The organism is Bradyrhizobium sp., from assembly GCF_035652035.1.
GTDB lineage: Bacteria > Pseudomonadota > Alphaproteobacteria > Rhizobiales > Xanthobacteraceae > Bradyrhizobium.
This window is the reverse complement of the sequence record NZ_DASREO010000012.1, coordinates 1-19,594: the sequence shown is the minus strand read 5'-3', so window position 1 is coordinate 19,594 and position 19,594 is coordinate 1. Positions and strand designations below refer to the sequence as shown.

Genomic DNA, 19,594 nt, shown 5'->3' with positions numbered 1-19,594 from the left:
CGCACGACGCGGAGCTATCAAGGGAAGGACAGGAAGATAATGGCTGTTTCGCAGGCAATTCCGATCACCCGCCATCCTTATGCCGACGGTTCCTACAAGAAGATGCTGATCGACGGCCAATGGGTCGATGCGGCATCGGGCAAGAAATTCGAGACGCTCAATCCGGCCACCGGCGAGCTGCTGGCGACGGTTGCCGAGGGCGATGCCGAGGATATCAACCGCGCGGTCGCCGCCGCGCGCCGTGCCTTTGAGGGACCGTGGAGCAAGGTCAAGCCGTTCGAGCGGCAGAACCTGCTTCTGAAACTCGCCGATCTCGTCGAGAAGCATTTCGAGGAACTGTCGCAGCTCGACACGCTCGACATGGGCGCGCCGATCAGCCGCACCCGCGGCAACAAGCTGCGCGTGCTCGGCATGCTTCGCTATTACGCAGGGCAGGCGACCGCGATCCATGGCGAGACCATCGAGAACTCGCTGCCGGGCGAAATCTTCTCCTACACCCTGAAAGAACCGATCGGCGTTGTCGGCGCGATCATTCCCTGGAACGGTCCGCTTGGCGCCAGCGTCTGGAAAATTGGCCCTGCGATTGCGACCGGTTGCACCGTGGTGCTGAAGCCCGCCGAAGAGGCGCCGCTGACCTCGCTGCGGCTCGCCGAGCTCTGCATGGAGGCCGGCATTCCCGCCGGTGTCGTCAACGTCGTGCCGGGCTATGGCGAGACCGCGGGCGCTGCGCTCGCCTCGCATCCCGGCGTCGACAAGGTCGCCTTCACGGGCTCGCATGTCACGGGACAGTCGATCGTGCGTGCGTCGGCCGGCAACCTCAAGCGCGTGTCGCTCGAACTCGGCGGCAAATCGCCCGACATCGTGTTCGCCGATGCCGATCTCGACGCAGCGGTGCCGGGTGCGGCAATGGCGGTGTTCGCCAACTCGGGCCAGATTTGCAGCGCGGGCACGCGCCTCTTTGTCGAGGGCAAGATCTATGACGAATTCGTTGCCCGCGTCGCCGAATTCGGCAGGAAGCTCAATGTCGGCAACGGGCTTGATCCGAACACGCAGATCGGGCCGCTGGTGTCGCAGCAGCAGCTGGAGCGCGTGTCGGGCTATCTCGAGATCGGCCAGAAGGAAGGCGCGAGAGCGCTCGCCGGCGGCGCAAGGCTGACCGAAGGCGCGTTGTCAAAGGGCTATTTCGTGCCGCCCACGGTGTTCGCCAACGTGCAGGACAATATGCGGATCGCGCAGGAGGAAATCTTCGGGCCCGTGATTTCAGCGATCTCGTTCAAGGACACGGACGACCTGATCAAGCGCGCCAATGCCACGACATTCGGTCTCGGCTCAGGCGTGTGGACCACCAACGTCAGCAAGGCGCATCAGGTCGCGAAAGCGTTGCGCGCGGGTTCTGTCTGGGTGAACTGCTACCAGGCGATGGACCCGGCCGTGCCCTTTGGCGGCTACAAGATGAGCGGCTACGGCCGGGAGTCCGGCAAACAGCATGTCGAAGAGTACCTCAACGTGAAGGCCGTTTGGGTCAAGACGGCCTGAGTCCGTCTCGAACTCAAACTCAAAAGCAAAAGTGGCGGCTTGGGCCGCCACTTTTCTATTTGAGGCCGCTCATCGGCCTCACGTCTAATTCCGCTTGACCTCGGGGAAGATCCACATCGCGATCACCATGAACGGCGCGAGAAACAGGATCGCGATCTTCGGCCCATGCATGCCAATCGAGTCCTGGTAGAAGTAAGCCGCGAGCGCAACAAGCAGCACGATGATCGAGAGTGCGGTCTTGATCGGGAAGGGCATGGTCGTGCTCCTTACAGGACGGATAATTTATGAAGCGGGGTAACTAGTGGTCCGATTCCAACATTTGCATCCCGGCGTGGCTCGTACTTTTGCAAATGTTAGAATCAAAGGACCACTAGCAAAAATAAGTTTCTAGTGGAGCTTTGGATTTGACATTCGCTTTGCGCATTCCCGGCTACGGGATAGCGAGTGTCAAATCCGCTCCACTATCAGCGCCAGCGAGACGAGTTGCAAGGCGCCGAGAACGAGGAGACCGCCGCGACTGTCCCGCCATTCATTCGGGATGATTTCGAAAACCGACGGTATGAACAGGAAGATCAGGCCGCCGGCGACGACCACGGAGGTCCAGCGCAGCGTTTCGTGCGCGTACAGCATCACGCCCCCGAGAAGCGCAGCCAGCAACGCCAGATTCAATACCACGAGCAGATTGCCGATGGAGCCTGCGATGGGGAGCGGCCGCGCGCGGACAGGAAACATGCCGGCCAGGGTAAAGAAGCTGAGGCAGCTCGCGGCAAATGTCGCCGCGAACAGAGCAAGCGCCAGCCCGTTGGGTTCGACCGCGTTCTGCATAGGCTACTCGGCCGGAACCGAGTGAATTTGGGGATCGATCTTCGGCGTGCGCGCTGTCTTGCGCATGTCGGTCTTGATGAAGCGCGTCTCGTAGCCGTTGAAGAGGGTGCCGAGCAGGCCGCGGTTGAGGTCGGAGGTGCCGAACACCCAGTCCATGATCGGGAAGGTCAGGTTCATGTTGCGCTCCATCATGATCGATTGATCATGGTGGGCGGTGTGATGACGGCGCAGCGTATTCACCATCGGCATGTTGGCCACGAACCAGTTCTCGTCGACATGGCAGCAGAAGTGCATGAACTCGTAGATCAGGTACATCGAGGTGGTGGTGGCGATCAAAAGCCAGCCGACATTCGGCGAGATGATCCAGCCGGCGATGATCGCGAGCGGGATCGACATCAGCGTGAAGGTCGCGAGCGCGTAAGGCGGGAAGAAGGTCACGCGCCAGTCCAAGTGATCGGCAAAGCGCATCTCCTTTTCGGTAAAGAACTGGTGATGCATCAAGGTGTGCCGGTTGTAGATCGCGCGGAACGCCTTGACCTGGGACGGGCGGTGCATGACGTAGCGATGGATCCACCACTCGAAGAAATTGGCACCGAGGAAAGCGACCGGGATGATCAGAAGCTCCCACGCCCGCAGGTCGTGCACGTTCGCCAGATAGATGTAGAGGGCGGTGAAGCCGATCACATAGATGATGAAAACGTGCAGCCAGCCATTGTACCATCCGGCGACCCGCTCACGGTATGTCTCGCGGTAGCGGCGCTGGCGATCGGACATGGGGGTCGATGCGAGTTCCATGGCGGTCCTATCCTGTCGAAATTCGGCGATGACATCGCGTCTGGAGTCTGATATATCACTAATCTATCAAAGCCGCAAGCTGGCTCGGAGGGTCTGTCCATGAAGAAATTTAGCGGCGATCGCACCATCGACGGCGTCAAGGCCTGGGTCGATGACCGGCCACTCGATCAAAGGCTTGATATCGTCAGCTATACCGCCAACGGATTCGAGTGGAGCTACGAGGGGCCGGAGCCCCGGCAGCTCGCGTTGGCAATTCTAGCGGAACATCTGGGCGATGCCGCCGCGGCGAAGGCGCTTGTCGAACCGTTCATGAAGGGGATCGTCGCCAATTTCGACAATGAGTGGGAGATGACGTCGGCCGATATCGATGCTGCCATATCAGCGCTTCGCGGCGGCACGCTGCGCGCCGCGTCCTGACTGAAATCGTCAGCCGGGGATTATCTGGTGGGGCTCAATTACAAGGCCGCCGTTCTTCACGCGCCGAAATCGCCGCTTTCGATCGAAACGGTTGAGGCAACCGATCTCGCGCCGAACGACGTGCTCGTTCGCATCAGGGCGGCCGGGCTCTGTCACACCGATCTGGAAGTAATCGACGGTTCCTTGCGCAATCCCATGCCGATCATCCTCGGCCATGAGGCCGCAGGCGTCGTCGAGCAGGTCGGGCGTGAGGCGCGCGGCGTCAAAGTTGGCGATCACGTCGTGCTGTCGTGGAATCCGCATTGTGGGCATTGCTTCTATTGCGACCGCGATCTGCCAATTCTTTGCGAGAGCTATCTGAGCCAGGCGCCGCTTGCCGTGCAGTTCGACGGCGCGAGCCGCGCCCGCTTGCGCGACGGCCGCGAGCTGAAGCATCTGATGTATCTCGGCGCGCTCGCCGAATATTGCATCGTGCCGGCGCAGCAGGCGATTGTGATTCCGAAGGAGCTGCCGTTCGAGCAGGCGTGCCTGATCGGTTGCGGCGTGATGACCGGGGTGGGCGCGGCGCTGAATATCGCCTCGATCCAGTACGGCGATGCCGTGATGGTGATCGGCTGCGGCGCGGTCGGACTTGCGGCCGTTCAGGGCGCGCGAATGGCGGGCGCGGAGACCGTGATCGCTGTCGATCTTGCCGACGACAAGCTGCGTCTCGCGCAAAAACTTGGCGCGACCCATGTTGTCAACGCGGCGAAGGAGGACGTCGCGGATGCCGTGCGACGGCTGACCAACGGGCGAGGGGCCGATGTCGTCCTGGAAGCGGCCGGCAGCCCGCGCGCTTTCCGATTGACCAGCGAAGCGGTCCGGCCGGGTGGCGAGGTGATCTGGCTCGGCAAGACCGACGTGAACGAAGACGTTGCTTTCCGCTGGGGTTCGTTGATGCAGGAAAAGCGCATCCGCCGTTCCAGTTATGGCGGCGCGCGACCCCTGCGCGATTTCCCGATGCTGGCACGCGCTGCGCTCGAAGGCCGGTTGAATTTGAAAGATCTCATCACCGCACGCATTTCGCTCGATCAGGTCAATGAGGGCTTTGCGGCGCTCAAGCGCGGCGAAGCCATCCGCAGCGTGGTCGTCTTCTAGTTACGCCTCGATCGTCTTGCGCGTAAAACTCTCGATATAGTCGATCAGGCGGTCGGAAGCCTTGCCGGCGGCATCCGGATTGCGCCTGGCGATGGCTTCCGCTACTTCGGCGTGCAGCCGCGCCGATAATGGAAGATCGCCAGATTCGCGATAGTGCTGATACCAGAAGCGGCGCGACAGCCCGTGCATCAGGCCCATCGCGCGGGAGGCGAATTCGTTCCGTGCCGCCTGGCTGACCAGTTCGTTGAATTGGCGATCAAGCCGCATGAAGGTCATGTCGTCGCTCTCATCCGACGCGCGGCGCATGTCGCGGGCGATCGCCGCAAACGAAGCGGTTTCCTCCGGCGTTGCGCGCTCCGCTGCGCCTTTGGCCATCAAGCGTTCGAGCTCACGGCGCACTTCGAGCAACCGCATCTGCGTTTTCAGATTGATCTGCGACACCAGAATGCCTCGCCGCGGCAGGATGACGACGAGGCCATCGCGGGCGAGGCGCTGCAACGCTTCGCGGATCGGGGTGCGGCCGATCCCGAGACGCGCCGCCAACGATTGTTCGGAAAGAATGGTTTCCGGCGGCAGCGCGAGCGTGACAATCAATTCCTCGACCATCCGGTAGGCGCGGTCGGTTAGGGTTTCGGGATCGTCGGCTCCGACGGATTCCACCGCGCGCCGCTCGGTCTTCGAGGGCCCGGCCGAAATTTTGGGCGCAGCGGGCTTGATCGCGCTGGCCCGCCCGGTCTGTCTCTGCGCGGCCATTTAGTCCGACTCTCCCTCGCTGCTTGCTAAGGAGGGATATTGCAGGCGCGGCCACAAGGTCAATCCATGTGGCCGCGGCGTTTCCACCTCAATGCGAGATGCTTTCGAGCGTCCGTCCCCTGGTTTCTTCGCCGAGGACGAGAACGACGAGGGCGGCCAAGGTAAAGGCTCCGGCGCCGAGGGCGAAGACGCCGGATTGTCCCGCCGCCGGCAGGATAAAGCCGATCACCGACGGTCCGATCAGCGAGCCGATCCGCCCGACCGCCGACGCAAAACCGGTGCCGGTCGCGCGGACATGCGTGGGGTATAGTTCCGGCGTATAGGCGTAGAGCGCCGACCACATGCCGAAGGAACAGAACTGCATGCAGAGGCCGGCGACGATCAGTTGGGTCTGGTCGGTCGCGCCGCCATAGAAGTAGCAGGCGATCGCAGCGCCCAGCAGGGCCCCGATCAATGTGGTCTTGCGCCCGAGCGCTTCGATCATCCAGGCCGCAGTCAGAAATCCCGGAATGCCCGCGAGCGAGATCAGGATGGTGTAGTAGACGGATTTGGTGACCGGAAAGCCCTTGGCCTGAAGCAACGCGCCGAGCCAGGTGGTGAGACCGTAGAAGCCAAGCAGCGCAAAGAACCACAGGCACCACAGCATGACGGTGCGACGGCCATAGCCGGCCGAGAACAGCGTCGCCAGTCCTTGCGACGTGCGCGCGGTCTCGATCTTTTCGGGAGCAGGAGCGGGCAGCTTCGCGCCATTGAGCCGCTGCGAAACCTTCTGCTCGATCTCCGACATCACGCGCTCGGCGCCGGCCGCATCACCGTGGCTGGCAAGCCAGCGCGGCGACTCCGGCACGTAACGGCGCACGACCAGCACGAAGATCGCGGGGATGCCTTGCAGGATGAAGACCCAGTGCCAGTCGGCGACCGACAGCACCGCAAAGGCAAGCAAGCCCGAGCAAATGAAACCGAGCGGCCAGAAGCCTTCCAGCAGCGCGATGTAGCGGCCGCGCTGTCCGGCCGGAATGATCTCCGACACCATCGACTGCGCGACGGGGAATTCCATGCCCATGCCGAAGCCGAGCAGGATGCGCGCGGCGCCAAGGGTTTGCACCGTCGGCGCCAGACCGCAGAGGATGCTGCCCAGCCCCCAGAAGATCATGCTGACCTGAAACACCCGCGTGCGCCCGAAGCGATCGGCGAGCAGTCCGGCGCTTGCGGCGCCAACGAACATGCCGACAAAGCTCATGCTGGAGAGCAGGCCGGTTTCTGCGGTCGAGAGACCGAAGGTTTGCTTGATGGGGCCGAGCACGAAGGTCAACGCGCCCAAGTCCATGCTGTCGAAGAACCAGGCGGTGGCGATGATCGCAAACAGGCCGCGCTGATAGGACGTCAGCGGCAGCCGTTCCAGCCGCGCAGCGATCGCCGCCGTTTGCGCGGCGCCTGCGGCGCTGCCGGCTGCGGATCGCGGCAATTCGATCGAGCCGCCCGTCGTCAAAGTGCTCATGAACCCCTCCCGTTGATTATCATTTTTGCATATGTCTGACATATGAGTGACATTTCTACAAGCCGGATGCGCACGCCCGTTAGCCTCGGTGGACGAGTTTTGCGCTAGTTCAGCTGTTCAGAGTGTTGGGGAGTGCCGGTTTGCAGTGCACGCGCTAGTGTGCGGTTCAGAAGTCGGCATCATTTGTGCCGCGGGTTCATCATGCGGACTTCTGAACCAAAGCCGCACTAGAATAATAGGTTAGCAAGTGTCCTTTCGATTCCGAAGTTCGAAACGTGGCTCCGAAAAATGATACGAACTTCGGAATCGGGACACTAGCTGCAGCTGAACTGGCGCTCCATTTGGGCAGCCATGGCGCGATCCAGATGCGACAGCGCCGCCGCGAACGAGGCCATCGCCGGCTGACCGGCCTTCATGCGAAGCACGACCTCCCGGCGCGCGGCTTCGAGATCGATGCCGAGCACGCGGTGATCCCTGACGATGGTTCGCCCGGCGACGATAAGTTCAGATATGTGACGCGCGGTCGCCCTGGCGAAGACGAGATTCACCGGATCGAGGTCGTCGCGAAGGTTGTCGTCGTCGAGTGCGTCATAGTCGAGCAGCAGGAGATCTGCTGGCGCGCCCGCTTCGAGAACGCCGCCTTCGGCCGAATTGGTCACCGATAAGCGGCCTGTCTTTGCGGCCGCGGAAAGCATATCGCTTTCATTCACTTTGGGCGTGAAACCCGAACCGAGATGGAGCAGGTGGGTGAGGCGAAGCTCGCGCAGCATATCGTCGTCGTCATCGAGTGCGCCGCCATCGATCCCCATCGCCACGCGGCAACCGCAGCCGAGCATCTTTGCGACCGGCGCCACGCCCGAGCGCAGCTTCAAATTCGAGCTTGAATTGGTCGAAATCGTCACGCCGCGTGCAGCGAGCAGTTCCAGTTCGTCCGGCCGTGCCCACACGCAATGCGCCAGCGTCAGGCGCTCCGACAGCAGGCCGATCGAATCCAGGAATTTGACGGCGTTACCGTCATAGAGCTGATCGAGATAGCCACGCTGATAGCGCGTTTCGAACAGATGCATGTGAACCCGACGCCCGGACAGGGCTGACGCCTCAGCAACCGCCTTGAGCAGCGCGTCGCTGCACCACTGCACGCCGTTGGGGCCGTATTGCACATTGAAGTGCGGACCGTCGGCGGCCGCGGCCACATCGTCGACCAGCTTGATGTAATCCTTCGGCGCTGGTGGGCTACGAACGAAACGGCTGACAATCTCGTTGCGCGCCGCTTCCGGCAGGGCGTCAAGCAGCGGTCCGGGTGGGCCGTAGCCGATCGGATTGCGATCTTTCATCGAAACCGCAAAACCGACGCGCACGCCGACGTCGCGAGCCGCTCGCGCCACTTCGGCCACTTCGGTCGGCAAGTCCGTCAAGCCTTGCGCGCGCGTGTAATGCACCATGACGACCCCGGCGCCGCCGAGCGCACTGTTGCCGAGCGACACGGCGGCGGCGAGATAAGGATCGATGGCAGGAAACAACGCCAGATATTGCAGCCAGGCTTCCAGCGGCTTGCCGCTGGCGTCGATCGAACTGGTGCGCACGGCGCGGCCATGGTCATGGGCGTTGACCAGTGCCGGCATCGCCAGCAGGCGCGGTCTTTCTGTTCCCGCGCTGGGGCGGAGCGCACTGACGCGGTCGCCGTCGATCGCAATCGTCTGATTGGTCCGAACGCCTTTGCCGGTGAGCAGATAGGCGCAATCGATCTGGCGCATCGCAAGTCCCGCTATCTCAGTTTTTGATTGTCGTCGGCAATCGATCTGCCTTGGGCGGCAGAAAGCCATGATCGAAAACCTGCGCGGCGTCCGGCTGCTTCGCCAGCTCGAAAGCGGTGGAGATGATTCCGATTGAGGATTTCAGCCTGGAATCGTTGACGTCGCCAATGCCGAGTTCTCGCGCCTCCGCCGTGTCGATCAGCGAGCCGTAGACATAGGTGAGGCGGCGCATTTCGATGTCCTTGTTCAGCAAGGGCTCTTCGCTCGCGAGAAGATCGATCGCGGCCTTGGGATCGCCAACCGTCTCATGAAGCGCGCGGTTGATCGCGCGCAACAGCCCCTTGACGGCTTCCGGCTTTTCGTGGGCGAGCTTTGGCGAGACCATGACGCCGTTCGAGTAGAGATCGATTCCGTGATCGGCGTAAAAGAACCAGCGAAATTCCTTGTCCGGGTCGCGCCTGAGCGAGACGAGGTTCATGTAGCTGGTGGCGCTGAACACAGCGATCGAATCGACCTGGCCTTGCAACAGCATCTGCTCCTGCAAGTTCGGCGCGACCTGCAGGATGCTGAGGCTCGCGTAATCGATCTGGTTGTTCTTGGAAAGCACCGGCAACAGCTTGAGCGCCGCGGCGCCGGCGGGTGCGCCGATTTTTGTCCCGGGCAGATCTTTCAGCGACTTGAGAGGGCCCTCGGCCTTGGCCAGCAGCGCGAACGGCGCCTTGCTGTAGATCATGTAGACCATAACGGGCGTTTCCGCGGGCCGCGTCGCCGCATTCTGAATGATCGCATTGACGTCGCCGAAGCCGGCATCGTAGGCGCCGGACAGGATGCGGGTCACGGTCGCAGCCGAACCTTCGCCCTGGTCGATTGTCACGTCGAGGTTCTCGGCCTTGAAGTAGCCCTTCGCCTTCGCCCAGTAAAACCAGGCATGAATGCCCTGGATCTTCCAGTCGAGCGTGAACCTGATTTTGGTCACCGGCGTTTCTGCGTACGCAGGCGCCGCCACCAAACTCACCGTCAAGGCTGCGGCGGCTATCCACTTGATCATTCGGGCTCTCTTCTCGGGTAAAGTCTGATGGAAGCAGTAATCCCGCTACCGTCGGCGCAGGTGACTAAATTATTTGCAAGCGTGCCCGTTTTGGAGCACGCGCCCAAGAACAGCTCACCACTCAAGGAATGGCTTGGCGTGTTCTCGCATAACAGCGTATTCGATCACTAACCCGGTCTGCAACATGAGGACGACAGCTTGAAATTTCATATGATCCCCGGCGGCCCGAAGCCGGTCGCGCCATTCAGTCATGCTGTCGAAACCGACGGCTTTGTTTTTGTCACCGGACAGATGCCGGATCGCCCGGAGACGCCCGGCGTATTGCCTGACGGGATCGTCGCGCAGACGCATGCCGTGATGGCGAACCTGAAGATCGTGCTGGCCGGCCTTGGCCTCGGCCTCGAACATATCGTGATGTCGCGGATCTATCTGACCCGCTTCAAGGAAGACTATGCCGCGATGAACGAAACCTATCGCGGCTATTTTCCGGACGGCCGGCTGCCGGCCCGCACCTGCGTCGGCGTCACCGGTCTTGCTTATGATGCGCTGATCGAGATCGATCTCGTTTGCAGACGGCCTGATTGACGAATTTCCGGTACGTCAGCCTGCGGCCGCCTTGTCGAGCAGGCGCGCCAGCTCAGTAGCGGTGATTTCGAGAGGGCGGCCGCTGCGCTCGACCCGCGCCTGGATCAGCGCGCCCTGAAGCGCCGACGTGCAGAGCACCGCCAAGGCATCGGCGCGCGGACGCGGAAAGCCGTCCGCTACAAGCTTGTCCGCCAGGATCGATACGCGCGTCCGATAGGCCGAGCGGCCGGCTTCGGTCACGTCGCGATCGCCGGGAGCGAGTTCAAGCAAGACGGTGGTGATGGGGCAGCCGTCGCGAAAGCCGGAAGCCCGCATCCATCCCGAGAGCAGCTCCGCATGGCGCCGCAGCACGTCGCCGGTCGAGCGGCATTCCTCCACGAGCTTGGTCAGGGTTGCGGCAACGCGGCTGCCGGCCTCTTTGACGGCGGCGACCGCAATCGAGGATTTTCCGAGTGGAAAGTAGTGATAGAGCGAGCCCTTCGGCGCGCCGCTGACGTCGACAATCTCGTTGAGCCCGGTGCGCGAATAGCCTTGTCGCCGGAACAGGGTCACCGCCGTGTTGATGATCGGCTGCCGGTGTTTTGCGATCGCGGGCATGGTTCCTCCTTTGAGATTATATTGATTGGTCTACATCAGCCTCTCACAGTCAAGCCGTCAACAACGGGAGCGGCGGATGCAGACGCGGGTGAGCTATGTCGAACGGGAAGGGGTCGCTTCGATCCTGCTCGATGACGGCAAGGTCAACGTCATGTCGGTCGCCATGCTCGCCGACATCGCGTCCGCGCTGGAACGGGCAGAAAGGAGTGCCGAGGTGGTTGTGCTGCGCTCGACGCGGCCTGGCATTTTTTCGGCCGGCTTCGACTTGAAGATCTTCGCGGCCGGTGACGTCGAGAAAAGCCTCGAGATGGTGAGGGCCGGTGCCGAACTGGCCCTGCGCCTGATGGCGTTTCCGCTGCCGACGATCGGCGTGATGGAAGGCCATGCCTATCCAATGGGAACATTCCTGCTCTTGTCGTGCGATGTCAGATTGGGCGCGCGAGGTCCGTACCGGATGGGGTTGAACGAGGTCGCGATCGGCATTGCGCCGCCCGGTTTTGCGATCGAACTCGCGCGTTCGCGCCTTCATCCATCGTGGCTGAGCCGCACCGTAACGACTGGCGAGATGTACGAACCGGACGACGCGCTCGTCGCAGGGTTGCTCGATCGTGTTGTGTCACCGGAGGCGATCGATGCGGAACTCGAGAAGATCGTCGCCGCCGTTCGCGCGATCCACCAGCCTTCGCATGCCACCGCCAAGAGGCGGCTGCGGCAGGCGACGATGGATGCGATGCGCGAGGCGATCGACCGCGAACTGACGATGGCGGCTTATCGAGCCAGCGCCCAGGCGCGCGCCGCCGTGGCGGTGCCGGGTTAGCACCGCGATCAGGCACTCGTCCTGGAAGACCGCCGTCATTGACAGGACGAGCAGGGCCGCGCCACGTTAGCTTGCGCGCCGGTACGGCGTGCGTAACGCTGGGGGGCGCGGTGATCGGACTGTTGCGCGGTCTCGACCGCTTGATCGGCCATGTCGTGGCGGCCGCCAAATGGCTCGCGCTGCCCTTGATCGTGTTGCTATTCCTGCAATGGCCGCTGCGGGAGCTGTTACGCGCCTTTTCGCGCGAGGCCAACGATCTCGGCCAGGTGGTGTTTGCGTTTTTTGTGGCGGTGAGCGTCACGGCGGCAACGCGCGCGCATACACATCTCGCCGCCGATCTGCTGGCCCGGCGCATTTCCGCGCGCGTCCGGCAACGTTTGGCTCGGCTCGGGAGCGCGCTTGGTCTGTTGCCCTGGGCCTTGTTCGTCCTGATCGCCAGCAGATCGACGGTCGCATCCAGTCTCCGTGATCTCGAGTCGTTTCAGGACAGCGGCAACGGAGGTTATTTCCTGATCAAGCTTGCATTATGGGCGATGACGATCCTGATCCTTGGCCAGTCGCTGCTCGATATTTTTCGGCCTCGATCCGCGGACGATGTGTGATGGCCTGGTTCGGCATTGCGCTCCTGCTCATGGTCGGCGCGGGCATCATTTCGACCGGTCTGCCGGCCGCGGTCGTCTTGATGATGTTGGCAGGTTTCGGCGCGTGCGTCGGTGTTGCGGCAGGCGCCATCGACCTCGCGACGCTATGGGCGCTTCCAACCCGTCTGATCAATCTGCTTGAAAGCGATGTGCTCCAAGCCCTGCCGCTTTACGTGACGATGGGTCTTTTGCTCGATCGTCTGCCTATTGCGGATGCGCTCTATCGGGCAACGCAATCCGTGCTTCCGCGCAAACCTCAAGCGCCGCTGGCCTCTGGCATGCTGCTTGGCGCGCTGCTCGGGCCGATGAACGGATCGGTCGGCGCCAGCGTGCTGGCGCTGTCGCGCGTGGTTGCGCCGCGGCTTGCGGCGGAAGGCATCACCGCGCCGCATCGCCATGCCATCGTCGCCGTCGCCTCCACGCTTGGCGTTCTGGTGCCGCCGTCGCTGGTCCTCATTCTCCTGAGTGACGCGATGCTGTCCGCCCACACCATCGCAGTTACCGCAACAGGTCGCACCGACCGCGTCGTCAACACGCAGGACATCTTTCACGCGGCGCTGTTGCCGGGCGGGATCTTCCTGCTGCTGTGCCTTGGGCTATCGGGGCTTGTTGGGCGCGGCGCGACAAAGCTGCCGGAGCGGGCGCGGCTTTCGGCTGCGCAAGGATGGATCGCGGTTGTCGCGCTCACTTTCCTGCTGGTTCTGCTCGGCGGCGTCGCGCTCGGCTATTTCTATGCCGTCGAGGCTGCGGCGATGGGCGCCTTCGCGCTTCTGGTGGCGGGCCTCGTTTCGGGGCGCCTCCCCAGGAAGGTGCTGAGCGAGCTTCTCGGCGATGCCATTGCACTGACGGGTGCATTGTTTTCACTGCTGCTCGCGGCAACCACGTTCACCATGGTTCTGAGGCTGCTCGGCACGGCCGATCTCGTCAGCGAAATCGTCTCGTCGATTCCCGGCGGCGATGTCACTGCTGTTGCCGTGGTGCTTGGCCTCATCGCCGTCAGTGCATTCGTGCTCGACGCTTTCGAAATTATCTTCGTCATCGTTCCGATCGTCATTCCGCCGCTTCTGATCCGAGTCGCCGATGCGCGATGGGTCGCGGTGCTGGTGCTCTTGACCTTGCAGTCGAGCTTTCTGCTGCCGCCTTTCGGTTATGCGCTGATGATGGTGCGCGGCGTGCTGAAGGAGCACGTCGAGTTCCGCGCTTTCCTGCGTGCGCTGGCGCCGTTTCTCGCCGCGCAATGGTTGCTGCTGCTCGCCGTCCTGTTCTTCCCGGCGTTGACGCATCCGGGAAAGGCGCCGGAGGAAAACTCCCGCGCGGCTCCCGCCGCGCTGTCGGACGAGGAATTCAACAGGCGTCTCAATGAGATGCTCAGGCCGCCGGAGCCGGAAGCCGGCACGGGTTCAGACCGCCGGTGACGCAAATATCTTTCATCTAATGAAATTCAAAATCGTCATGTGAAAATTAGATTGCTTTCGCCCTGCGGAACAGGCCCTATTACGGAAAACATGGGCCGGGAGAATTGACGCCAATGTCGTCCGACAGAGCGAATGAGAGACGAGGCATCATGCCGGCGCGTCCGCCGATGGGACGCGATCACGGTGGTATCCAGGCGCTCGATCGCGCTTTCCTGATTCTCGATGTCATGGCCGATGCCGGCGGCGAAGCCAAGCTGACGGAAATCGCAGCCTCGGCTGGCCTCAACGTTTCAACCTGCCATCACCTGATCTCGACCTTGCACAATTGGGGTTACGTCGCGCGCGGCATCAACAGCCGCAGCTATGTTCTGGGCTCGCGAATTCTGCACCTCAGCGCCGCGTGCCTGCGCCAGGTCGACCTGCCGCGGCGGGCGCAGAGCTTTGTCGACCGGTTGAACGATCAGACGCGCGAAGCCGTCCAGCTTGCGATCATGCAGGATACCAACCTCGTCCACATCCTGCGTCGCGAGGCGCGGCATGCGGTTCGTGTCGAGGCCGGTTTTGGCGGCAACGCCAATGCCGCGCATGCGACCGCGACCGGCAAGGCCATCCTGGCCTGGCTGCCGCCGACCGAACTCGACCGCATCGTCGCGGACAAGGGGCTGACGGCCTTCACGCCCAACACGATCACCGATCTGGATGAACTGAAAGAACATCTGCGGCTTGTTCGCCGCAACGGCTATGCGCTCGATCGCGAGGAGTTTCGCCCGGGCGTGATCTGTCTTGGTGCGGCTATTCGCGACCATGCCGGCGCGGTCGTTGGCTCGATCAGCGTCTCATCGCCCGCCTTTCGCTCCACTCCGGAATATATCGAGCAGATGAAGGTTCATTTGATTGCGGCCGCCGACGAACTGTCGATCGAGCTCGGCGCGCCCGGCGCTATCCTGCGGGGGACAGCCAAGAGCATGGCGGCGGAATAGAAAAACAATAAGCCTTCAGGAGTGAAAAGATGCCGCAGCCCGACAACGTCAAGACGTCGCCCGACTTTCCGATTCCAGACGCGATGCGGGCCTGGGTGCTGGGCGATCCCGATCAGTTGACGCTGACCACCAAGCCCGTGCCGGTGCCGAAGCGGGCCGAGGTTCTCGTGCGCATCGACGCGGTCGCGATCTGTGCGACCGACCTCGAGATCATTCACCACGGCCCGCCCGCGCTGATTCAGGGTGGCCAGCCCTTCAACAAGAATTTTACGCCGGGCCACGAATATATGGGCACGGTGGTGGCGCTCGGTCCGGGCGTCGACGAATACCGGATCGGGCAGCGCGTCACCGTTGAAATCCATGCCGGATGCGGCCAGTGCAAGCGTTGCCGCGAGGGCATGTACACGGCCTGCCATAACTACGGACTGAACTACGGCGAGGTCGATAAGGGCCACCGCGCCAACGGCTTTACGACGGACGGCGGATTTGCCGAATACGCCGTCAACAACATCAATACGCTGGTGCCGATTTCCGACGAGATGTCGGACGAGGAGGCGACGCTGGTCGTCACCGCCGGCACGGCGATGTATGGCCTGACCGAGCTTGGCGGTCTTGTTGCCGGCGAGAGCGTCGTCGTGACCGGTCCCGGTCCGATCGGACTGTTAGGCGTGGCGGTTGCGAAAGCGCTCGGCGCCCATCCGGTGATCCTGACCGGTACGCGCGACAATCGCCTTCAGATCGGCAAGGAACTCGGCGCCGACTACGTCATCAATGCCAAAAAGGAAGATCCGGTGGCGGCGGTGCGCAAGCTCAATGGCGGCAAGGGCGTCGACTATGTGGTCGAATGTTCCGGCGCGCCCGAAGCCGTCAACGAAGCCGCGCGCATGGTCAATCGCGGCGGCCGCATCTGTCTTACGGCCTTTCCGGGCAAGCCGGCCGAGGTCGATATCGCCCACATCGTGCGCAACAATATCTATGTCTTCGGCATCCGCGGCGAAGGCAAGAGCGCGACCCACCGGGCCGAAGCCTTCATGGCGCAGAAGCGCTTCGATGCGACCAAGGTGCACACCCACACCTTCGCGCTGGAGGATCTGCCGACCGCGCTGAAATATGCCCGCGAACGCATCGAGGATGCGATCAAGGTCGTGGTCAAGACCCACGGTCACGCCGCCCTCAACCGCGTTGCCGCGGAATAGGTCGCTACCTGATAAGGCGAGAGATGATTTCGCGGTAAGCACGGCGCGGCCCTGTCGCCCAAGTCCTATCGCCCAGGTCCGTCTTGTGCCGGGTATGTGGAGGAAAAGCGATGACCGCGTTCGAAATCGACCGTCCGTCCTCCGCCACACCAGCGCTCCAACAGGTCGGTGCGAAAACGGCGAGCGTGCCGTTCTATCGCAGGCTTTACGTTCAGGTGATCGTCGCGGTCGTTCTCGGCGCGGCGCTCGGCTACATCGCGCCGAACTTTTCGGTCAGCCTGAAACCTTTCGCCGACGCTTTTGTGAAGGCGATCAAGGTCGTCGTCGGTCCGATCATCTTCACCACCATTGCGCTTGGCATCGCCCATATGCGCGATATCCGCCATGTCGCCAATGTCGGCGTCAAGGCGCTGATCTATTTCGAGGTCGCCTCGACGCTCGCGCTCGCTATCGGGATGATCGTCGGTAACGTCTGGCAGATTGGGATGGGGCTCAATGCGGACGCCGCCGCTTTCGATCCGAAACTGGTCGAAAGTTACGCGAAGTCGGCCAAGGACACCGGCCTTGTGGAATTCCTGCTCTCGATCGTCCCGAATTCCTTTGTCGAACCTTTCGTCAAGGGCGATATCCTGCCTGTTCTTTTTCTGGCGGTGCTGCTGGGGTTCGGCTTGAGTCTCTCGAAGGACCAGGGCAAGCCGGTGGTGGCCTTCCTCGAGTCCGCGTCGTCTGCGCTGTTCGGCATGGTGCGGATCATCATGCACGTCGCGCCGGTCGCGGCGCTTTGTGCGATGGCGTTCACGGTCGGGAAATACGGCCTGCGGACCTTGCTCGATCTCGGTCAGCTCGTGGCGTCGGTTTATATCGTCTGCATCCTGTTTGTGCTGATCGTGCTTGGCGGATTCCTGCGGCTTTCCGGCTTCGGCATCTTTCGCGTGCTGAACTATTTCAAGGACGAGATCCTGTTCGTCTTCGTCGCAACCTCGGCGGAAGCCATGATGCCGCGTTCGATGCAGAAGCTGCAGAGACTGGGCGTATCCAGGGATGTCGTCGGGCTGGTGATGCCCGGCGGATTTTCCCTCAACATGGATGGCACCGCGATCTACATGACGATGTCGGTGCTGTTTCTGGCGCACGCCTTCAATGTGCACCTGTCGATCTGGCATCAATTGAGCGTGCTGTTCGTGATGTTGTTCACATCCAAGGGCGCGGCGGGCGTGACCGGCGGCGGCTTCATCGCGCTGGCTGCGACGCTGCCGGTGGTCGATGCGGTGCCGGTCGCCGGCATTGCGCTCTTGCTCGGCGCCGACCGCTTCATGGCGCAAATGCGCGCGGCAACCAACCTGACGTCCAACATCATTGCGACGCTTGTGGTGGGGCGCTGGGTCGACGGCGTCGACATGCCGACGGCGCACGCGGAATTGCAGGCTGGATTTGCGGAAGCTGCCAGTGTGTCGGGCGAGCGGACTTGACGCCGCTTAGCGACCCGCCCAGTTCGCCGCCCAGATCAAGGCCTGTCGCTGGCCCTCGGCGACCTGAGGCAGCGACATCTTCTCGGCGACCCCATCTCGAAGTCTCTGATAGAAGGCGCGATCGCGCCGTGAGGCCCTCGCGGTCGCAAGGTCGAGCCATTTATAAGCAAGGATAAGGTCTTTCTGTACGCCGTGGCCCCTGTCGTAACTGAGACCCAGGTGGGCTTGTGCAAAGGGATCGCCTTGCTCGGCCGCCTGCCAGTAGAGACCGGCGGCCGCGGTATAATTCTGCGGCACGCCAAAACCGTTTTCGTAGCGGAAGCCGAGTTGTCCCGTCGCTCGGGGGCTTCCGTGCGACACCACAATGGGGTCTCCCTCATGGGGGATCCAGATGTTCTCCCGCTGTCCCGCGAAACTGCCGGTGGCGGTGACGCAGGCAAACACCAGCGCGAGTGCCGGCAGGGTCCTAGCGGTGATCGTGGTCGTTGATGCTTTGAGCATAGGGCGCACTCGCGCTGACGGTACCGCGCAACTTGGTACGAAGTTCTTCGGCGACCGTATGCGCGTCCATACTGTCGCGAATAATTTGCGGACGAATGAAGATGATCAGCTCCGTCCGTGACTTCGTGTTGTCCTGGTTCGAGAACGCGTTGCCCAGCCCCTCGATCTGATCAAGCAGGGGTATGCCGCTTCTGTTCTCGTTCTTCTGGTCCTGGATCAGGCCGGCGAGCAGCACCGTTTGTCCGTTGGCGACGGAAATCTGGCTTTTGACCTTTCGCTCCTGGATGGTCGGGGTCAAGTTCGCGGTCGCGTTGGTCGAGGGCACGACGCTTGAGATCTCCTGCTCGATGTCGAGTCTCACATTGCCGTCGGCGCTGACGCGGGGGGCGACGTGCAGGATGATGCCGGTGTTGCGGTAGTCGACGGTGTTGACGACAGTGTTGTTGGCGGTCAGCACTGTCGCGCTGCCGGTCGAAATCGGAACCTGGTTGCCGACCTGAAGCGTCGCCGCCTGGTTGTTGACCACGACGATCGACGGGGTCGACAACACCTTCACGCCCGTAACGTTGTGCAAGGCGGTGAGGACCATGGCCGGCTGGGCTTCCTGGCCGACCAGGAAATTGAATCCTGGCACCGTGCGGCTGAGCAAGTTGGTGGCAGTCGTGGTGGCGACGGCGCTCGCCGCCGTTGTCGCGGTTGTCGTAGCCGCTGTTGTCGCTGCCGTCGCGGTGGTCGATGCCGACGGTATCGTTGTCGCCGTCGTCCCAGTGCTGTTGAGGAGGGACCCCTGGTCGGGCCGTAGTCCCAGTGCGTGGCTGGTCAGGAAGAATTGAACGCCGAACTGGAGTTCGTCGGTGAGGTCGACTTCGGCGATCGTGGCGTTGATGGCGACCTGCAACTGCGGCTGATCGACCTGCCGCAGCGCCGATTCAATGATCTTGTAGTTGCCCGTGTCGGCGTAGATCAGAAGCTCATTGTTGGCGACGTCAGGCGTGATCCGGACATTTTGCAGGATACCCTGTCCGCTCGCGCCGGTACCATTGCCCTTGTCGAGCTGGCCTAGATTGCCGCCATTCGCGCTGTTGTTCGTTCCGCCGAATCCCGAGCTGCTGCCGGAATTTCCGCGCGCGTTCAAAGCTGCGCCCAATGGCGAAGAGGTGTTGTTGACGTTCGCATTGCTGGCGGCGTTGAGCGAAAGGCGGTCTCCCGCGCTCGTCGTCCCTGATCCGGGCGCAATCTGGTTGTCGGCGCTGTCGAGCAGGCTTGAGTTCTGCGATCCGCCGCCGAACATGTCGGTCAGCACGCGGGCGATCTGTTTCGCATCGCCGTATTTCACCTTGTAGACGTGGACGCTGGTCCTTGTTGAGTCCGAGCGGTCCAGACGCCTGATCCAGGTTTCGACGTTCTTCAATAGGCCCGGCTTCTTGGTCACCACCATGATCGCGTTGAGCCGGGCCACCGGTTGCAGTTTGACCAGGTTCTGGTTCAGGCCGTTTTCGCCGGAGTCGACGATCTTTTCGAGTTCGGCGATGATCGGCTCGGGGCCGCTGTTGGCGACTGGGTAGATGCCGATCGACTGTCCCCGCATCCAGTCGACATCGAAACTCTCCGCAGTTTCGACGGCGGTTCG

At 62.4% G+C, this 19,594-nt stretch carries 20 protein-coding genes; 10 read left to right on the top strand and 10 right to left on the bottom strand.

Annotation, left to right across the window (positions count from 1 at the left end):
* The first annotated feature begins 39 nt into the window (after positions 1-39).
* A complete protein-coding gene (locus VFB05_RS03600; protein WP_325008875.1) occupies positions 40-1,536 on the top strand; it encodes an aldehyde dehydrogenase family protein in 1,497 nt (498 codons plus the stop codon).
* A gap of 84 nt (positions 1,537-1,620) precedes the next feature.
* Here the strand turns inward: VFB05_RS03600 and VFB05_RS03595 are convergent, their stop codons facing one another.
* The 3 genes from VFB05_RS03595 to VFB05_RS03585 form a co-directional block, all read right to left on the bottom strand.
* Positions 1,621-1,791: a hypothetical protein gene (locus VFB05_RS03595; protein ID WP_325008873.1), complete on the bottom strand. Its 171-nt coding sequence runs from the start codon at positions 1,789-1,791 to the stop codon at positions 1,621-1,623.
* 192 nt (positions 1,792-1,983) lie between these two features.
* Entirely contained in the window at positions 1,984-2,361 is a 378-nt protein-coding gene (locus VFB05_RS03590; RefSeq protein ID WP_325008871.1) for a hypothetical protein, read from the bottom strand.
* 3 nt (positions 2,362-2,364) lie between these two features.
* A complete protein-coding gene (locus VFB05_RS03585; protein WP_325008868.1) occupies positions 2,365-3,156 on the bottom strand; it encodes a sterol desaturase family protein in 792 nt (263 codons plus the stop codon).
* 99 nt (positions 3,157-3,255) lie between these two features.
* Between VFB05_RS03585 and VFB05_RS03580 the strand changes: the two genes are divergently transcribed.
* The gene (locus VFB05_RS03580) at positions 3,256-3,573 is read left to right on the top strand and encodes a DUF6166 domain-containing protein (protein WP_325008866.1); all 318 of its coding nucleotides are present in this window, start codon (positions 3,256-3,258) and stop codon (positions 3,571-3,573) included.
* A gap of 27 nt (positions 3,574-3,600) precedes the next feature.
* Positions 3,601-4,710 (top strand): Zn-dependent alcohol dehydrogenase, encoded by a 1,110-nt coding sequence (locus VFB05_RS03575; RefSeq protein WP_325008864.1) that lies wholly within the window; start codon positions 3,601-3,603, stop codon positions 4,708-4,710.
* Here the strand turns inward: VFB05_RS03575 and VFB05_RS03570 are convergent, their stop codons facing one another.
* From VFB05_RS03570 to VFB05_RS03555, 4 genes are all read right to left on the bottom strand, one after another.
* On the bottom strand, positions 4,711-5,463 hold the full coding sequence (locus VFB05_RS03570; protein WP_325008861.1) for a GntR family transcriptional regulator: 753 nt from the start codon (positions 5,461-5,463) through the stop codon (positions 4,711-4,713).
* Between the two features lie 88 nt (positions 5,464-5,551).
* Positions 5,552-6,961, bottom strand: coding sequence for an MFS transporter (locus tag VFB05_RS03565; protein WP_325008859.1), 1,410 nt, complete (start codon positions 6,959-6,961; stop codon positions 5,552-5,554).
* Between the two features lie 314 nt (positions 6,962-7,275).
* Complete coding sequence (locus VFB05_RS03560) at positions 7,276-8,715, bottom strand: amidohydrolase family protein (RefSeq protein WP_325008857.1); 1,440 nt, start codon at positions 8,713-8,715, stop codon at positions 7,276-7,278.
* Between the two features lie 16 nt (positions 8,716-8,731).
* Complete coding sequence (locus VFB05_RS03555; RefSeq protein WP_325008854.1) at positions 8,732-9,763, bottom strand: ABC transporter substrate-binding protein; 1,032 nt, start codon at positions 9,761-9,763, stop codon at positions 8,732-8,734.
* A gap of 198 nt (positions 9,764-9,961) precedes the next feature.
* Here VFB05_RS03555 and VFB05_RS03550 point away from each other — a divergent pair, with 198 nt between their 5' ends.
* Positions 9,962-10,348 carry a RidA family protein gene (locus tag VFB05_RS03550; RefSeq protein WP_325008852.1) on the top strand — a complete coding sequence of 129 codons (387 nt, stop codon included), beginning with the start codon at positions 9,962-9,964 and terminating at the stop codon, positions 10,346-10,348.
* A 15-nt stretch (positions 10,349-10,363) separates the two neighbouring features.
* Here VFB05_RS03550 and VFB05_RS03545 read toward each other — a convergent pair whose 3' ends face one another.
* Positions 10,364-10,945: a TetR/AcrR family transcriptional regulator gene (locus tag VFB05_RS03545; RefSeq protein WP_325008849.1), complete on the bottom strand. Its 582-nt coding sequence runs from the start codon at positions 10,943-10,945 to the stop codon at positions 10,364-10,366.
* 76 nt (positions 10,946-11,021) lie between these two features.
* Between VFB05_RS03545 and VFB05_RS03540 the strand changes: the two genes are divergently transcribed.
* The 6 genes from VFB05_RS03540 (at position 11,022) to dctA (ending at position 17,463) form a co-directional block, all read left to right on the top strand.
* Entirely contained in the window at positions 11,022-11,762 is a 741-nt protein-coding gene (locus VFB05_RS03540; protein WP_325008847.1) for a crotonase/enoyl-CoA hydratase family protein, read from the top strand.
* A gap of 110 nt (positions 11,763-11,872) precedes the next feature.
* Positions 11,873-12,364, top strand: a complete 492-nt coding sequence (locus VFB05_RS03535) for a TRAP transporter small permease subunit (RefSeq protein ID WP_325008845.1) — start codon at positions 11,873-11,875, stop codon at positions 12,362-12,364.
* Positions 12,364-13,818, top strand: coding sequence for a TRAP transporter large permease subunit (locus VFB05_RS03530; protein WP_325008843.1), 1,455 nt, complete (start codon positions 12,364-12,366; stop codon positions 13,816-13,818). The genes VFB05_RS03535 and VFB05_RS03530 overlap by 1 nt, the downstream gene beginning before the upstream one ends.
* Positions 13,819-13,967: 149 nt before the next feature.
* Entirely contained in the window at positions 13,968-14,798 is an 831-nt protein-coding gene (locus tag VFB05_RS03525) for an IclR family transcriptional regulator (RefSeq protein WP_325008840.1), read from the top strand.
* A gap of 29 nt (positions 14,799-14,827) precedes the next feature.
* Positions 14,828-15,994: a zinc-dependent alcohol dehydrogenase gene (locus tag VFB05_RS03520; RefSeq protein WP_325008838.1), complete on the top strand. Its 1,167-nt coding sequence runs from the start codon at positions 14,828-14,830 to the stop codon at positions 15,992-15,994.
* 110 nt (positions 15,995-16,104) lie between these two features.
* Positions 16,105-17,463, top strand: a complete 1,359-nt coding sequence (gene dctA / locus VFB05_RS03515; protein WP_325008835.1) for a C4-dicarboxylate transporter DctA — start codon at positions 16,105-16,107, stop codon at positions 17,461-17,463.
* A 6-nt stretch (positions 17,464-17,469) separates the two neighbouring features.
* Here the strand turns inward: dctA and VFB05_RS03510 are convergent, their stop codons facing one another.
* Positions 17,470-17,964, bottom strand: coding sequence for a tetratricopeptide repeat protein (locus tag VFB05_RS03510; RefSeq protein WP_325008833.1), 495 nt, complete (start codon positions 17,962-17,964; stop codon positions 17,470-17,472).
* Positions 17,930-19,594: secretin N-terminal domain-containing protein (locus VFB05_RS03505; protein WP_325008831.1), on the bottom strand; the 1,665-nt coding region annotated here is incomplete at its 5' end. The genes VFB05_RS03505 and VFB05_RS03510, both read right to left, overlap by 35 nt.

Excerpts from the sequence above, each read along its gene's own strand:
- VFB05_RS03600 (WP_325008875.1), top strand. The coding sequence starts at position 40 with ATGGCTGTTTCGCAGGCAATTCCGATCACCCGCCATCCTTATGCCGAC.
- VFB05_RS03595 (WP_325008873.1), bottom strand. The coding sequence starts at position 1,791 with ATGCCCTTCCCGATCAAGACCGCACTCTCGATCATCGTGCTGCTTGTT.
- VFB05_RS03590 (WP_325008871.1), bottom strand. The coding sequence starts at position 2,361 with ATGCAGAACGCGGTCGAACCCAACGGGCTGGCGCTTGCTCTGTTCGCG.
- VFB05_RS03585 (WP_325008868.1), bottom strand. The coding sequence starts at position 3,156 with ATGGAACTCGCATCGACCCCCATGTCCGATCGCCAGCGCCGCTACCGC.
- VFB05_RS03580 (WP_325008866.1), top strand. The coding sequence starts at position 3,256 with ATGAAGAAATTTAGCGGCGATCGCACCATCGACGGCGTCAAGGCCTGG.
- VFB05_RS03570 (WP_325008861.1), bottom strand. The coding sequence starts at position 5,463 with ATGGCCGCGCAGAGACAGACCGGGCGGGCCAGCGCGATCAAGCCCGCT.
- VFB05_RS03565 (WP_325008859.1), bottom strand. The coding sequence starts at position 6,961 with ATGAGCACTTTGACGACGGGCGGCTCGATCGAATTGCCGCGATCCGCA.
- VFB05_RS03560 (WP_325008857.1), bottom strand. The coding sequence starts at position 8,715 with ATGCGCCAGATCGATTGCGCCTATCTGCTCACCGGCAAAGGCGTTCGG.
- VFB05_RS03555 (WP_325008854.1), bottom strand. The coding sequence starts at position 9,763 with ATGATCAAGTGGATAGCCGCCGCAGCCTTGACGGTGAGTTTGGTGGCG.
- VFB05_RS03545 (WP_325008849.1), bottom strand. The coding sequence starts at position 10,945 with ATGCCCGCGATCGCAAAACACCGGCAGCCGATCATCAACACGGCGGTG.
- VFB05_RS03540 (WP_325008847.1), top strand. The coding sequence starts at position 11,022 with ATGCAGACGCGGGTGAGCTATGTCGAACGGGAAGGGGTCGCTTCGATC.
- VFB05_RS03530 (WP_325008843.1), top strand. The coding sequence starts at position 12,364 with ATGGCCTGGTTCGGCATTGCGCTCCTGCTCATGGTCGGCGCGGGCATC.
- VFB05_RS03525 (WP_325008840.1), top strand. The coding sequence starts at position 13,968 with ATGCCGGCGCGTCCGCCGATGGGACGCGATCACGGTGGTATCCAGGCG.
- VFB05_RS03520 (WP_325008838.1), top strand. The coding sequence starts at position 14,828 with ATGCCGCAGCCCGACAACGTCAAGACGTCGCCCGACTTTCCGATTCCA.
- dctA (WP_325008835.1), top strand. The coding sequence starts at position 16,105 with ATGACCGCGTTCGAAATCGACCGTCCGTCCTCCGCCACACCAGCGCTC.
- VFB05_RS03510 (WP_325008833.1), bottom strand. The coding sequence starts at position 17,964 with ATGCTCAAAGCATCAACGACCACGATCACCGCTAGGACCCTGCCGGCA.